The organism is Novosphingobium rhizosphaerae (genome assembly GCF_050920675.1).
Classification (GTDB): Bacteria; Pseudomonadota; Alphaproteobacteria; order Sphingomonadales; family Sphingomonadaceae; genus Novosphingobium; species Novosphingobium rhizosphaerae.
Genome location: NZ_CP137861.1, coordinates 3818162 through 3832548, shown reverse-complemented (window position 1 = coordinate 3832548; position 14387 = coordinate 3818162). Strand labels below are relative to the sequence as shown.

The following is a 14387-nucleotide window of genomic DNA, read 5'->3' as shown; positions in this document are numbered from 1 at the left end:
GAGGGCGCCAGGCCCCCGCTCAAAACCCCTGAGGCTTGCGGGATCAGCCGCGCGCCTTGAGAGCTTCGCCCAGGATGTCGCCGAGCGAAGCGCCCGAGTCCGACGAACCGTACTGTTCCACGGCTTCCTTTTCTTCGGCCAGCTGACGGGCCTTGATCGAGAAGTTGGGCTTCTTGGAACGATCGAAGCCGGTGACCATGGCGTCGATCTTCTGGCCCACCTGGAAGCGGTCGGGACGCTGTTCGTCACGATCGCGGCCCAGGTCCGAACGCTTGATGAAGCCGGTCGCGCCGTCTTCGCCAGCCTGCACTTCGAGGCCGCCATCGCGGACTTCGAGGACAGTGACGGTGACGACTTCGCCACGACGCAGCGAGCCCGAGGTGGCAACGCCGCCAGCGGCCGGAGCGCCCTTTTCGAGCTGCTTCATGCCGAGCGAGATGCGCTCCTTGTCGACGTCCACGTCGAGGACCACGGCCTTGACCTGCTCACCCTTGCGGTGAAGGGCGAGGGCGTCTTCACCCGAGATGCCCCACGCGATGTCGGACATGTGGACCATGCCGTCCACGTCGCCATCCAGGCCGATGAACAGACCGAATTCGGTGGCGTTCTTGACTTCGCCTTCCACGATCGAGCCGACCGGGTGCTTTTCGGCGAAAGCTTCCCAGGGGTTCTGCTGCGCCTGCTTGAGGCCCAGGCTGATGCGGCGCTTGTCGCTGTCGACTTCCAGAACCATGACGTCGACTTCCTGGCTCGTCGAAACGATCTTGCCGGGGTGGACGTTCTTCTTGGTCCAGGACATTTCCGAAACGTGGACCAGGCCTTCGATGCCCGGTTCCAGCTCCACGAAGGCGCCGTATTCGGTGATGTTGGTGACGGTGCCGCGCAGCTTGGCGCCAACCGGGTACTTGGCGGCAACGCCATCCCACGGATCGCTTTCCAGCTGCTTCATGCCCAGCGAGATGCGCTGCGTGTCCTGGTTGATGCGGATGATCTGGACGCGCACGGTGTCGCCGATGGCGATCACTTCGCTCGGGTGGTTGACGCGCTTGTAGCTCATGTCGGTGACATGGAGCAGGCCGTCGATGCCGCCCAGGTCAACGAACGCACCGTAATCGGTGATGTTCTTGACGACGCCGTCGATGATCTGGCCTTCCTTGAGGTTCTGGATCAGGCCCGAACGCTGTTCGGCGCGGGTTTCTTCCAGAACGGCGCGGCGCGAAACCACGATGTTGCCACGGCGGCGATCCATCTTGAGGATCTGGAACGGCTGCGGCATGTCCATCAGCGGGGTCACGTCGCGCACCGGGCGGATATCGACCTGCGAACCGGGCAGGAAGGCCACGGCGCCGTCGAGATCGACGGTGAAGCCACCCTTCACGCGGCCGAAGATCACGCCTTCAACGCGCTTGCCTTCGCCGAATTCGGATTCAAGCTTGTCCCAGGCGGCTTCGCGGCGGGCGCGGTCGCGGCTGAGCATGGCTTCGCCTTCGGCGTTTTCCACGCGGTCGACGAACACTTCGACTTCGTCGCCGACCTTGAGGCCGTGCGGCTGGCCGGGGGCGGCGAATTCGCGCAGGGCCACGCGGCCTTCGCTCTTCAGGCCCACGTCGATGACGGCCTTGTCGTTTTCGATGGCGGTAACGGTGCCCTTGACGACGCGGCCTTCAAAGCCACCGGTGGCGCCAGCGCCAAGCGATTCGTCAAGCAGCGCGGCGAAATCGTCGCGCGTCGGGTTGGTAGACATGGAAAGTCTTCCTAGTATCGATGTTTCCGGCCAGGCGGTTGGGTCCGCCGGTCTTTTCTCCACCACCTGCCCCATGCAGGATGATGGGCCAAAAGGGCCGATCCGCCCGTGCGGGCCGGATGCCCGCGCAGGCATTCTTCCGGCAGGGCCGGCAGAACACCGCGCGCTTAGGCCTGCCCCTTGTGAAATGCAAGCAAAACCGCGTGTTTTGCAAACGCCCGCTTTGCGCAAGGTCAAGGTCCGGGGGGCGAAACGCGGCTAGCTGCGATGCATCAATTCCTGCCGACGGGAGATGCCGCGATGACTGCCACCCAAACCCCACCCACCCTGGCCGCCTTGGCCCGCGCGGCCACGGTCGTCACCCGCCATGGCGTGACGCTGAGCGTGCGCCAGGCCTTTGCCGAAGACGAAGACGCGCTGGCCGCGTTCTTTGATGCCGTGTTGCCCGAAGACCGGCGTTTCCGCTTCCTGGCGGCGGCGGGGCATCTCGATCACCAGCGCCTCCTGCCGCTGACGCGGGTGGACCACTGGCGCACCGAAAGCTTCCTCGCGTTCGACCAGGCGAGCGGCGACCTTGTCGCTTCGGGCATGCTGGCGTGCGATGCCGCGATGGACACCGGCGAAGTGGCGGTTTCGGTGCGCGGCGACTTTCGCGGGCAGGGCGTGGGCTGGGCCATGCTCGATCTGCTGGCCCATGAAGGCGAGCGCCGCGGACTGGACCGCGTGATCGCCATCGAGGACCGCGCCAACCAGGCCGCGATCGACCTGGAAAAGGACTATGGTTTCATCGCCCACGGGGTAGAGGGCGATCCGCACCTGGTCATGCTGGAAAAGAAGCTGGCGTGAGAGGGCTGGTCAGGGAAGGCTGGCCAGCACATCGCGCGCGAACGCCGAGAGGGTATCGTCGCGCGCGCCCATGATCACGATCCGGTCACCGGGGCGGGCGAGGGCGGCAAGCCTTTCGCCCGCCTTGGCCCGCTCGGCCACGTGCTCGGCCTGGCCGCCCTGTGCATTGATCAGGCCGACGATGCGCTCGGAGCCTTGCGTGCGATCCACCGTGCCACCGAAATAGACCGGGTCGGTCAGGATCACATGGTCTTCGGCGCCCAGCCGGGTGGCCAGCACTTGGGCCAGTTCCTCGCCCATCTGGCGCAGCGGGCCATAGCCGTGCGGCTGGAACAGCGCGAGCACGCGGCCCGGATGCGCCTTGAGCGTGGCGAGCGTGGCGGCCACCTTTTCCGGGTTGTGGCCGAAATCGTCGATCACCGTCACGCCGCTGGCGCTGGTGCCGACTATATCGAACCGGCGAGCAAGCCCGGCATAGCCGGCAAGCGCTGCCACGGCCTCGGCCAAGGGTAGGCCGGCGGCACTGGCGGCGGCCAGCGCGGCCAGGGCATTGGCGAGGTTGTGGCGGCCCGGCACGGCGAGGGTGAGTGGATATTGCGCGCCATCGCGCCGGTCGATCACCGTGCCTGAAATGCCGGTGGGGCTTTCGGCCACGCTGGCCGGCACCACACCGATCGTGGCGCTTTCGGCGAAGCCGAAGGTGAGCGCCGCGCGGGCACGATGGCGCAGGCCCATGCTTTCTGCGTCATCGGCGTTGATCACCGCCACGGCCGCCGCGGCCAGAAAATTGCCAAACAGTTCGCGCAGTTCTTCCAGGCTCTTGTGATCGAGGCTGACATTGTTGAGCACGGCGATCTGCGGGCGATAGAGCGCGATCGAGCCGTCGCTTTCATCCACTTCCGAAACGAACAGGTCACCCTGGCCAACCCGCGCCGAGGCGAACGGCGCATCGGGCGTGGCGAAGTTCTTCATCACCGCGCCGTTCATGATCGTGGGATCGCGGCCGGTGGCGGTGAGGATCCAGCCGATCATGCCGGTCACGGTCGATTTGCCGCTGGTGCCGCCCACGGCAATGCCCACCGGTGCGGCGTTGAACAGGCGCGCGAGCAATTGCGCGCGGGTGAAGCGCGGACAGCCCAGGTCACGCGCGCGCACCACTTCGGGCACGGTGTCTTCCACCGCGGCGGAGGCAACCAGCGCCTGGTCGGCCGAGGTGATGCCGCTGCCATCCTGCGGGAACAGGGCAAAGCCCAGGCTTTCCAGCCAGGCGAACTTTTCCGGGGTGCGGCCCTGGTCGCGGCTGCGATCCGACCCGGCCACTTGCGCGCCGGCGCCTTTCAGGATCAGCGCCAGGGGCAACATGCCCGATCCGCCGATGCCGCAAAAGAACCAGGGATGGGCAACGAGCGCATCATCGGGCGCGGAAACGGTGTGGGCCATGGCGCCAAGGCACTACAGAAAATGGCCGCCGAGGCAAGATTGCTTGGGGCTGGCGATTGGGGGCTGGCGGTGGAAAGGGCTGGCCGGAGCGAATGCCAGGGTGGACGGCATCGTTCGGCCAGGCCCTTTCACCAGGACCGGGTGCGGGCCGGAAAATGGCGAGACCGGAGCCAGGCTCCCCGTGGAGAGCACAAGTTCGGCCAAGCCATCTTCGGCCCTTCGCCCGATTGCAAAGGCGCAAGGGGCGACAGCACCGGAGCGGCCCACGCTGCATGTCCAGCGTGCCCGTTCGGCCCTGTCATCTGCTCAACGCGGCAGGCCCGAAAACCTTTCCCGAAACGCGCGCCCTAAGTATTCGGGCAATATCTGCTTAACCAAGTGCGATGGACGAAGGCCCCGGCAGAGCCTAACACAGCCGCCATGTTGCGCGTTGCCGTCTGTGCCCCGTCCACCCCGTTTGACCGCGACGATGCCGTGCGCGTGGCCGCCTTGGCGCAGGATCATCCCGGCGTGGAAATCGTCTTTCACGACCAGTGCTTTGCCCAGGAAGGGCATTTTGCCGGGCCGGATGCGCTGCGCCTGGCCGCTTTCGTGGAATGCGCCAGTGATCCCGGCTTTGACGCAGTGTGGTTTGCGCGCGGCGGCTATGGCGCGGGGCGGATTGCGCAGGATGCGCTCGGGCTGCTGGGACCAGCCGCGCGCGGGAAGGCCTATCTTGGCTATTCCGACGGCGGGGTGATGCTGGCGGCGCTGTATCGCGCGGGCATCGGCCGGCCGGTTCACGCGCCGATGCCGGTGGACGTGCGCCGCGAAGGCGGCGAGGCGGCGGTGCGGCGCACGCTCGCCTGGCTGGGCGGCGAGGTTTGCGGGTTGGAACCTTCGCTCGATGGCGCTGTGCCGGCCGTGGCGTTCAACCTCATGACCCTGGCGATGATCATGGGCACGCCGGTCATGCCCGATCTGGCCGGGCACGTGGTGATGGTGGAGGAAGTGAGCGAATACGACTATGCCGTCGATCGCCTGCTGTTCCACGTCACGGCGGGCCTGGCAGCCGGGAAGGCAGCCGGGCTGCGGCTTGGCCGGGTAACCCAGGTACCTGAAAACGATAGGCCTTTTGGCATTTCCGTGGAAGAGATGGCGCGCCACTGGTGCGCGCGCGCCGGCGTGCCATACCTGGGCCGGGCCCAGATCGGGCACGACGCCGACAATCGCATCGTGCCGTTCGGGCTTGCAGGAACCCCGCAGGGTCAATAGGGCGCGCGCCAGTTTTCAGGAGGCTTTGAACAATGCGGGCATTCGTTTTTCCGGGGCAGGGCAGCCAGAAGGTGGGCATGGGCACCGAACTCGCCGCCGCCAGTGCCGCCGCGCGCGAAGTGTTCGAGGAAGTGGACGACGCGCTCGGCCAGAAGCTGTTCCAGATCATGACCCAGGGCCCCGACGACGCGCTGACGCTGACCGAGAATGCCCAGCCGGCAATCATGGCTCATGCCATTGCCGTGCTGCGCGTGCTGGAAAAGGAAGGCGGCATTTCCCTGGCCGACAAGGCCGATTTCGTGGCCGGGCACAGCCTGGGCGAATATACCGCGCTCTGCGCTGCCGGGGCCTTTTCGCTGGCCGATACCGCGCGCCTGCTCAAGCTGCGCGGCCAATCGATGCAGGCCGCCGTGCCGGTGGGTGAAGGCGCGATGTGCGCGCTGCTGGGGGCCGATATCGACAAGGCGACGGCGCTGGCGGAAGCTGCGGCGCAAGGCCAGGTCTGCACCGTCGCCAACGACAACGATCCCACCCAGGTCGTGCTGTCGGGCCATCGCGAAGCGATCGAGCGCGCGGTGGCGCTGGTCAAGGAGCATGGCATCAAGCGCGGCGTGCTGCTGCCGGTTTCCGCGCCGTTCCACTGCCCGCTGATGCAGCCCGCGGCCGATGCCATGGCCGATGCGCTGGCCGCCACGCCGCCCCAGGCTTTCCGCGTGCCGCTGTTCGCCAACGTGACCGCCGCGATCGTCACCGATCCGGCGCAAGTGCAGCAGTTGCTGGTGGAGCAGGTGACCGGCCGCGTGCGCTGGCGCGAAAGCGCGATCGCGATGAAGGAAGCGGGCGTCGAACGCTTCGTGGAACTGGGCGGCAAAGTCCTTGCCCCGATGATCACCCGCTCGGCCGGCGCAGACCTTTCCGTCACCAGCGTGATCACCATGGCCGATATCGAGGCTCTGGCGAAAGACCTCTGACACCGCTTCTTCGTCCATCCCTTCGTCGCCCCGGACTTGATCCGGGGTCCCGCTTGGGTCCACCGTGCCCGCCACGTGGCGCAGGGCTCCGGATTCGATCCGGGGCGACGGTGAACAGGACCGGCGGCCAGCATATTGTGGAGCCAAGTTTATGGAAAACCGTCTTTTTGACCTCACCGGCATGACCGCCCTGGTGACCGGCGCGGCCGGTGGCATCGGTTCGGCGATCAGCCATGCCCTGGCCCGCCAGGGCGCGCGCCTGGCGCTTTCGGGCACCAACCCTGCCAAGCTGCGGGCGTTTCGCGAAGAACTGAACGACACCTATGGCCACGACCATGTCGAGGTGACCTGCGACCTGTCCAACGCCGAGCAGGTGGAACGCCTGGTTCCCGCCGCGCTCGACACGCTGGGCAAGATCGACATCCTGGTCAACAATGCCGGCATCACGCGTGACAACCTGGCGATGCGGATGAAGGACGAGGAATGGGATGCGGTGATCCGCGTCAACCTTGAAGCCGCGTTCCGCCTGATGCGCGCCGCCACCAAGCCGATGATGAAAGCACGCTTTGGCCGCATCATCTCGGTCACCAGCGTGGTGGGCGCCACCGGCAATCCGGGCCAGATCAACTATGCCGCCGCCAAGGCAGGCCTGGTCGGCATGTCGAAGAGCCTGGCGCAGGAACTGGCCAGCCGCAACGTGACGGTCAACTGCGTGGCGCCCGGCTTCATCCGCACCGCGATGACCGACGTGCTGCCCGATGCGCAGAAGGACGCGCTCAACGGCCGCATTCCCATGGGCCGCATGGGCGAAGGCCAGGACATCGGTGCGGCGGTGGCCTATCTCGCCAGCAAGGAAGCCGGCTACATGACCGGTCAGACGCTGCATGTGAACGGCGGCATGGCGATGTTCGCCTGATGCGAGCCGGGTGGATGATGGCACTGGCCGCCGTGGCGCTGAGCGTGCCATGGCCGGCCGGCGCGCGCCCGCCCGAGACGCTGGCCTGCGGCGTGAAGGCTGCGCCCGAGGGGCTGGATATCCGCGTGGCCGATGCGATCCTGGTGCCCGGCACGCCCACTGCCAACGCCACTCAGGCCGATCTGCGCGCCATCACCGATGCTTGCGCCGCCGACCAGTTGCTCAACGACAAGCAGCGCGAGGCGTATTTCAGCTATACCTGGGGGCGCATGGGTCGCGACGCCCTTGACGGTCGGCTGGCGGCGCTGGGCATTCGTTCGGGCCTGATCGACCAGGCGCTCGATATCGGGCCGGGCAACACCAACAACCCGGCCGACAAGGTGACGCAGGGCGACTTGCGCATCGTGGGCGAGGCGCTGGACAAGGCCGGCAAGCCCCCGGCCAGCGTGACCGCGCAAGGGTGGGAATTGATCACCGGCTGGATCGTGGCCACCGCGCTGATGTTCGACGGGCAGCGCGATCTGGACTGAAACCACGATTTTTTCGAGTTTTCGGGCCATTTATGCACAGTTTCACGGGGGGCAGGCAAGGCGAGCCTTGCCCAAGGGGCACGCCACGCTAAGAAAGGTGGTCCGAAACGCAACGCTGCGGGCTGTGATTCCATGGCCTTTGTGCGTGCAGCCAACCCGGACGGCGCCTGTCCGTCCAGTCCGGCCTGGGTCAGATTCTGTCTGAACGGGCTGGGTAAACGAGACTGGGGATCGAGACGAGAATGAAGGCGACCATCGAACGCGCGACTCTTCTGCGCTGCCTGTCCCACGTCCAGTCGGTTGTCGAACGCCGCAACACCATTCCCATTCTCTCCAACGTGCTGATCGAGGCTTCGGCCAACAATTCGGTGCGCCTGATGGCGACCGACCTTGATCTGCAGATCGTCGAATCGATGCCGGCCGTTTCGGTGGAAGGCGCCGGTGCCATCACCGTTTCGGCCCACTTGCTGTTCGACATCGCGCGCAAGCTGCCCGATGGCTCGCAGGTCAGCCTGGAAACCAGCGACAACCGCATGATCGTGAAGGCCGGGCGCAGCCGCTTCCAGTTGCCCACGCTGCCACGCGACGATTTCCCGATGATCGTGGAAGGCGATCTGCCGACCAGCTTCGAAATCCCCGCGCGCACGCTGGCCGAACTGATCGACCGCACGCGCTTTGCAATCTCGACCGAGGAAACCCGGTATTACCTCAACGGGATCTTTTTCCACGTGGCCGACGACGTGCTCAAGGCCGCTGCCACCGACGGGCACCGCCTGGCACGCTACACCCTGTCGCGCCCCGAGGGTGCCGAGGGCATGCCCGATGTGATCGTGCCGCGCAAATGCGTGGGCGAGTTGCGCAAGCTGCTGGAAGAAGTGCTCGATACCAACGTGCTGCTTGATCTTTCGGCCAGCAAGGTGCGCTTTACCCTGGGCGGCGAGCACGGCGTGGTGCTGACCAGCAAGCTGATCGACGGCACGTTCCCCGATTACAGCCGGGTCATTCCCACCGCCAACGACAAGCTGCTCAAGCTTGATCCGCGCAGCTTCTACGAAGGCGTCGATCGCGTGGCGACGATCGCCACGGAAAAGACCCGCGCGGTGAAGATGGCCCTGGAAACCGACCGCGTGACGTTGTCCGTTACCAGCCCTGACAACGGCACCGCTGCCGAAGAACTGCCGGCAGACTATACCGCCCAAGGTTTCGAGATCGGCTTCAACGCCAATTACCTCAAGGACATCCTCAGCCAGATCGATGGCGACACGGTGGAGTTGCACCTGGCCGATGCCGGCGCTCCCACGCTGATCCGCAAGGACGACAAGTCTCCCGCGCTCTATGTGCTGATGCCCATGCGGGTGTAACCGGCGCGGCGTGTTGCCGATGGAACGCGAATGGGGCGGGGTCGATGCGACTTCCGCCCCTTTTCGTTGGTGCGGCGCAGCAGGCACGGGATTGCGGATGATCCCCTAGTGGGTGTTTTCGCGCTATTGAACCAAAGCCGGTATCCCTTGGCCGTTCATACCGTCAAGGAAACCTCATGGCCCTCTCCCAGCAGGACGTCGATCAGAAGCTGGCATTCTTCAACATTTCTGCGGATGATGTGGCGCGCTTTGCCCAGATCGCCGGAGCGATGGACAGCCTCGCGCCGCCCGCGCTGGAGCGGCTTTACGATAGGATCGGAAGCACGCCCGACACTGCGCGATTCTTTTCATCGCGACAGGCGATGAGCCATGCGCGCGACAAGCAGATCGAGCATTGGCGCGGCATGTTTAGCGGCGCGCCGGGCACCAACCTGGCCGAACGCGCCCAGCGCATCGGCGATGTGCACGCCCGCATCGGCCTGGCGCCGGGCTGGTATATCGGGGCCTATGCCTCGGTGCTGGATGAAGTCATCGTGCGGTTCCTGGGGCGCGGGCTTGGCGCGATGGGGCGCAGCCGCGCCAAGGCCGTGGCCACGCTGGTGAAAATGGCGCTGATGGACATGGAATTGGCGCTGTCCGCCTATTTCGAGGCGGAAGATGCCAAGCGCCAGGCCGTCGTGGCGCAGGTGGGGCACACCGTGCGCAAGATGACCGAAGGCGATTTCACCGTGGCGCTGTCGGGCCTGCCCGAAGCCTATGCCGCGCTGGAAAACGACCTGGAAACGATGCGCAAGAAGGTAAGCAGCGCGCTGGGCGAAGTGTCGCAAACCTCGCGCGCGGTCGATACCGGGGCCAAGGAAATCCGCGAAGCGTCAGACGATCTGGCCCGCCGTACCGAACAGCAGGCTGCCTCGCTGGAAGAGGCCTCGGCCTCGATCACCACGCTTGCCGGCACGGTGAGCACCACGGCGGAAGAGGCGACGCAACTCAATTCTGCCGTCCAGCAGGCCCATGGCGACGCGCGCCAGGGTGGCGGCGTGCTGGACGAAGCGGTCCAGGCGATGAACGACATCCACCGCTCTGCCGCGGAAATCGGCAAGATCATCGCGGTGATCGACGGCATCGCGTTCCAGACCAATCTTCTCGCCCTGAATGCCGGGGTCGAGGCGGCGCGCGCGGGTGACGCCGGGCGCGGCTTTGCCGTGGTGGCCAACGAAGTGCGCGCGCTTGCCCAGCGCTCGGCCGAAGCCGCGCTCGATATCAAGAAGCTCATCGGCGAAAGCTCGGTCCAGGTGGAACGCGGCGTTACGCTGGTCGGGCAGACCGGGGAAACGTTCGAGCGCATCGTCAACCGCGTGGGGGCGATTGCCGACGTGGCGGCCAACATTGCCGAAGGCGCGCGGGCGCAGGCCGGCAATATCCGCCAGATCCAGGCCACGGTGAACGAGCTGGACCTGATGACGCAGCAGAACGCGGCGATGGTGGAGCAAGCGACCGCGGCATCGCGGAGCCTGGCGGGGGAGGCCGATCGCATGGCCGACCTCGTCGGGCATTTCCGGGTGGACGCATTGTCGGGGCATCAGGCGGCGGTGCGGCGGGCTGCCTGAAGCGGCCTGGGCACAGGCCCGCCCAGCGTAAGGCTGCGCGGGTGCTTTTCCGCGTCAGGCGGCGTCGAGGAACCCGCGCAGCGTGGCGGCAAAGGCTTCGGGATCGGCCAGCATGAACAAGTGGCCGCCACCCTTGAACAATTCGAGCTGGCTGCCGGGAATGGCGCCATGCAGGAAATGGGCGTTGGCGGGTGGAATGAGCTGGTCTTCCTCGTCGTGCAGAACCAGCGTGGGCACCGAAAGCAGCGGCAGGAACGGCGCGCTGCTCCAGCTGGAGAAAGCACTCAACTGGCACGCCCAGCCCACCGGCGAGGGCGGCATGGCGGCATTGAGCGACACCGCGTGGCGGCCACCGCCGTTATAGAGCATGGCCAGATTGCGTTGCAGGGTGCGGGCCACGGTATATTCGCGCGGATCGGCCATGTGGCTCAGGATCGTGGGATTGCCGGGGACCATGGCCACGCCCGCCGCGGTTGCCGCCAGGGCAAGCCGGCCGATGCGCGCGCGATGCTGGAATGCAAATTGCTGCGCCACCGCGCCACCCCAGCTGATGCCCAGCACGTCGACCGCATCGAGATGCAGGCGATCGAGCAGCGCCGCGAGCGTGAGCGCCATGCACGGCATGGTATAGGGAATGATCGGGTCGGGTGACTTGCCGATGCCCGGCACGTCGAAGCTGATGACCCGGCGGCAGGACAAGGCACGCGCCACGGGCTCCATCAGCTCCATGTTCATGCCAATGCCGTTCAGCAGCACGAGCGGACGCGCCGCTTGCGCGCGAACGTGCCATTGCCCCAGCCTCAGCCGCCGCCCCGCCACGCCAACCATCGAAAAATCAGCGGTTAAACTCGCCACGATCCCGTCATCTCCTGCCGGCCGTGCCGCACGAACAGGCCGGCCAGAAACCGTCCTTTTGCGCTGCAACGTCCCTTCCGGCCCCGGCGCGCGGCCTAGCAGGTTCATTACGGAGGTAAAAGTGGGCAGATTTCGAGCGCCTTCGTCAGGTCTGCTTAACGGTTTTTCAAAGCCGTTCGGGCAAGTCGGTGTCATGGCAGACGTATCCGGGGCTCAGCAGACCGATCTTGAAGCACGTGGCGATGATCGCCGCGACTATGCACGCACCCAGCGGCGGCGCGAACGCGTGCCATCGAGCCACGCCCCGGCACTGCGCCACGGCAACCGCCTGATCGCGCGCGAATGGCCGCAGATTGCCGTGCCGATGGCCGTGGGGCTGGTCGGCTTGGGCGCGCTCAATGCCACGGTGCCTGATGGCACGGTGCTTTCGGTGGGAATTACCGCCGTGGTGCTGGCCCTGCTGGGCGCGCTGGCGGTGCGGGTTGAAAACGCCGGCGTGGTGGGCACTGCGCCGCGGATGATGTTGATGGCGCTGGCCGTGGGCATGCCGATGTTCCTGTTTGGCGCAACGGTGGGCCATTGGGCAGACATCGGCGCCGTGCCCTGGCTTGAGGCCCTGGCCCTGCTGGTCACCGTCTCGCTGCTCGCCACGGTGTTCGAATCCGGGCAACTGGCCGGCGTGCTGGTGGCGCAAGTGGCGATCTGGGCAGGCGTTGCCTGTGCGGCGAGCCGTCTGGGCGGGCTGGTCACGCTGGGCATCGGCCTCGCCGTGGCGGTGGCCGCCTATTTCCGCCAACGCGAGATCGAAGCGCGCACGCGCGAACAGATGGAAATCGAAACCCGCATCCAGACGCGGGCCCAGGAAATCCTGGCCGATTACGAGGAAACCGGCCAGGGCTGGTTCTGGGAAACCGACCGACGCGGCCAGATCACTTACCTGTCCCGCCCCGTGGCCCAGATCCTGGGCCGCAGCGTGGAAGAATTGATCGGCCGCCCGTTTCCCGAGCTGTTCAACCTGGCCAGCCAGGCTGGCGAAGGCGAGCGCACCCTGGCGTTCCACCTTTCGGCGCGATCGAGCTTTTCCGAACTGGCCGTGCGTGCAGCCACCGATCTGGAAGAGCGCTGGTGGCAGATCAACGGCCGCCCGACTTATGACACCTTTAACAATTTCCAGGGCTTTCGCGGTTCGGGCACCGATCTGACGGAAAAGCGCCGCTCGGCCGAACATGCCTCGCGCCTGGCGCAGTTCGATTCGCTGACCGGCCTGTCCAACCGCCTGCGCATGTCGCAGACGCTGGAAAAGATCCTGGTTGCGCCGCAAGTGCAGCACCGCGCCTGCGCCGTGTTCCTGCTCGATCTCGACCGGTTCAAGCAGGTCAACGATACGCTGGGCCATCCGGCGGGCGACGCGCTGCTCAAGCAGGTGGCGCAGCGGCTGGAGGGCGTGATCGGCAATGTCGGCCGCGTTGGGCGCCTGGGCGGCGATGAATTCCAGGTGATCATGCCCGGCAAGATTGAGCGCGACCACCTTGCCTATCTCGCCGGGCAGGTGATCGAGCAGCTTTCGGCGCCTTATGCCATCGACGGCAATCGCGTGATGATCGGCGCATCGGTGGGTATCGCCATCGCGCCCGACGACGGGGTGACCAGCGAGGCGCTGATTCGCAACGCCGACCTCGCGCTCTATGCCGCCAAGGATGGCGGGCGCGGGCGCTATCATTTCTATGCCGCAGACCTGCACAGCGATGCCGAGGAACGGCGCCAGCTGGAAGAGGAACTGCGCGATGCTGTGGCCCACGGCGGGCTGGAACTCTATTACCAGCCGGTGGTGCAGACCGCGACCGAGCGGATCACCGGGTTCGAGGCGCTGCTGCGCTGGCACCACCCCAAGCATGGCTTCATTTCGCCGGCCAAGTTCATCCCCATTGCCGAAGACACCGGCCTGATCGCCGCGATCGGCGAATGGGCGCTGCGCACGGCCTGCCAGGATTTGGCGCAATGGCCCCAAGACGTGCGCGTGGCGGTCAACGTGTCGCCGCTGCAATTTGCCAACCCGGCGCTGCCCACGATCGTCACGTCGGCGTTGGCCCACGCGGGCGTGGATGCCGAGCGGCTTGAGCTGGAAATCACCGAAAGCGTGTTCCTCAACAACGACGAGGGCACCGACCAGATGTTCAAGCAATTGAAATCGATCGGTGTGCGCCTGGCGCTCGACGATTTCGGCACTGGCTATTCCTCGCTTGGCTATCTGCGCTCCGCGCCGTTCGACAAGATCAAGATCGACCAGTCGTTCGTGCGTGGCGCCACCCAGCCGGGCAGCCGCAACGGCGCGATCATCGCCTCGATCGTCAGCCTGGCCGAAGCATTGGGCATGGAGACCACGGCCGAGGGCGTCGAGACGCTCGACGAACTGGACCTGGTGCGCATGCTGGGCTGCAGCCATGTCCAGGGCTATATCTATGAGCGCCCGCTTTCGGCGGTGAACGCGGCGGCGCGGCTTTCCACGGGCCTTGTCGCGGTGGCACAGGGACCACGCTCTGCCCGCGCCAGCCGCCAGTCTATGCTGCGCAAAGTGGTGCTGGAACATGCCGGCCACAAATACAATGGCATGGTTCGCAATATCTCGATGACCGGCGCGCTGATCGAAGGACTGTGGAATGTGCCGGCAGGCACGGTGTTCCGCATCCAACTGGCCGATGGCCATACTGTGACGGGCACCTGCCGCTGGAGCAACGACGACCGCATGGGCGTGGAATTCGCCGCCCCGCTCAAGGCCGACGAGGATGGCCGCATCGCCGTGGTCCAGGTGCGCGCGCCGATGCCGCTGCCCGAACGCACGGTACAGCGCAAGGTGGGGTGAAGG

The 14387-nt window shown here is 66.2% G+C and carries 11 protein-coding genes; 8 read left to right on the top strand and 3 right to left on the bottom strand.

The window, feature by feature from the left end:
* Positions 1–43 precede the first annotated feature (43 nt).
* A complete protein-coding gene (gene rpsA / locus R9J51_RS17300) occupies positions 44–1744 on the bottom strand; it encodes a 30S ribosomal protein S1 (RefSeq protein WP_168557623.1) in 1701 nt (566 codons plus the stop codon).
* Between the two features lie 300 nt (positions 1745–2044).
* On the opposite strand from rpsA, the gene R9J51_RS17295 reads away from it, so the two are divergent.
* Positions 2045–2590, top strand: a complete 546-nt coding sequence (locus tag R9J51_RS17295; RefSeq protein ID WP_168557624.1) for a GNAT family N-acetyltransferase — start codon at positions 2045–2047, stop codon at positions 2588–2590.
* Between the two features lie 9 nt (positions 2591–2599).
* Here the strand turns inward: R9J51_RS17295 and R9J51_RS17290 are convergent, their stop codons facing one another.
* Positions 2600–4030: a glutamate ligase domain-containing protein gene (locus R9J51_RS17290; protein WP_179505228.1), complete on the bottom strand. Its 1431-nt coding sequence runs from the start codon at positions 4028–4030 to the stop codon at positions 2600–2602.
* A 420-nt stretch (positions 4031–4450) separates the two neighbouring features.
* Here R9J51_RS17290 and R9J51_RS17285 point away from each other — a divergent pair, with 420 nt between their 5' ends.
* The 6 genes from R9J51_RS17285 (at position 4451) to R9J51_RS17260 (ending at position 10669) form a co-directional block, all read left to right on the top strand.
* Positions 4451–5284, top strand: a complete 834-nt coding sequence (locus R9J51_RS17285) for an LD-carboxypeptidase (RefSeq protein WP_179505227.1) — start codon at positions 4451–4453, stop codon at positions 5282–5284.
* Positions 5285–5316: 32 nt separating this feature from the next.
* Positions 5317–6255, top strand: coding sequence for an ACP S-malonyltransferase (fabD, locus tag R9J51_RS17280; protein WP_179505226.1), 939 nt, complete (start codon positions 5317–5319; stop codon positions 6253–6255).
* A 151-nt stretch (positions 6256–6406) separates the two neighbouring features.
* Complete coding sequence (fabG, locus tag R9J51_RS17275) at positions 6407–7171, top strand: 3-oxoacyl-[acyl-carrier-protein] reductase (protein WP_168557628.1); 765 nt, start codon at positions 6407–6409, stop codon at positions 7169–7171.
* Between the two features lie 14 nt (positions 7172–7185).
* Positions 7186–7701, top strand: a complete 516-nt coding sequence (locus R9J51_RS17270; protein WP_248291774.1) for a hypothetical protein — start codon at positions 7186–7188, stop codon at positions 7699–7701.
* 242 nt (positions 7702–7943) lie between these two features.
* Complete coding sequence (gene dnaN / locus R9J51_RS17265) at positions 7944–9062, top strand: DNA polymerase III subunit beta (RefSeq protein ID WP_168557629.1); 1119 nt, start codon at positions 7944–7946, stop codon at positions 9060–9062.
* Positions 9063–9238: 176 nt separating this feature from the next.
* A complete protein-coding gene (locus R9J51_RS17260; protein ID WP_169476377.1) occupies positions 9239–10669 on the top strand; it encodes a globin-coupled sensor protein in 1431 nt (476 codons plus the stop codon).
* A 54-nt stretch (positions 10670–10723) separates the two neighbouring features.
* Here the strand turns inward: R9J51_RS17260 and R9J51_RS17255 are convergent, their stop codons facing one another.
* Positions 10724–11524 (bottom strand): alpha/beta fold hydrolase, encoded by an 801-nt coding sequence (locus R9J51_RS17255; protein WP_248290558.1) that lies wholly within the window; start codon positions 11522–11524, stop codon positions 10724–10726.
* A gap of 193 nt (positions 11525–11717) precedes the next feature.
* Between R9J51_RS17255 and R9J51_RS17250 the strand changes: the two genes are divergently transcribed.
* On the top strand, positions 11718–14384 hold the full coding sequence (locus R9J51_RS17250) for an EAL domain-containing protein (protein ID WP_168557631.1): 2667 nt from the start codon (positions 11718–11720) through the stop codon (positions 14382–14384).
* Positions 14385–14387: the final 3 nt, after the last annotated feature.

What these genes read in the sequence shown, in the direction of transcription:
- rpsA (WP_168557623.1), bottom strand. Translation starts at nt 1,744, where the DNA reads ATGTCTACCAACCCGACGCGCGACGATTTCGCCGCGCTGCTTGACGAA.
- R9J51_RS17295 (WP_168557624.1), top strand. Translation starts at nt 2,045, where the DNA reads ATGACTGCCACCCAAACCCCACCCACCCTGGCCGCCTTGGCCCGCGCG.
- R9J51_RS17290 (WP_179505228.1), bottom strand. Translation starts at nt 4,030, where the DNA reads ATGGCCCACACCGTTTCCGCGCCCGATGATGCGCTCGTTGCCCATCCC.
- R9J51_RS17285 (WP_179505227.1), top strand. Translation starts at nt 4,451, where the DNA reads ATGTTGCGCGTTGCCGTCTGTGCCCCGTCCACCCCGTTTGACCGCGAC.
- fabD (WP_179505226.1), top strand. Translation starts at nt 5,317, where the DNA reads ATGCGGGCATTCGTTTTTCCGGGGCAGGGCAGCCAGAAGGTGGGCATG.
- fabG (WP_168557628.1), top strand. Translation starts at nt 6,407, where the DNA reads ATGGAAAACCGTCTTTTTGACCTCACCGGCATGACCGCCCTGGTGACC.
- R9J51_RS17270 (WP_248291774.1), top strand. Translation starts at nt 7,186, where the DNA reads ATGATGGCACTGGCCGCCGTGGCGCTGAGCGTGCCATGGCCGGCCGGC.
- dnaN (WP_168557629.1), top strand. Translation starts at nt 7,944, where the DNA reads ATGAAGGCGACCATCGAACGCGCGACTCTTCTGCGCTGCCTGTCCCAC.
- R9J51_RS17260 (WP_169476377.1), top strand. Translation starts at nt 9,239, where the DNA reads ATGGCCCTCTCCCAGCAGGACGTCGATCAGAAGCTGGCATTCTTCAAC.
- R9J51_RS17250 (WP_168557631.1), top strand. Translation starts at nt 11,718, where the DNA reads ATGGCAGACGTATCCGGGGCTCAGCAGACCGATCTTGAAGCACGTGGC.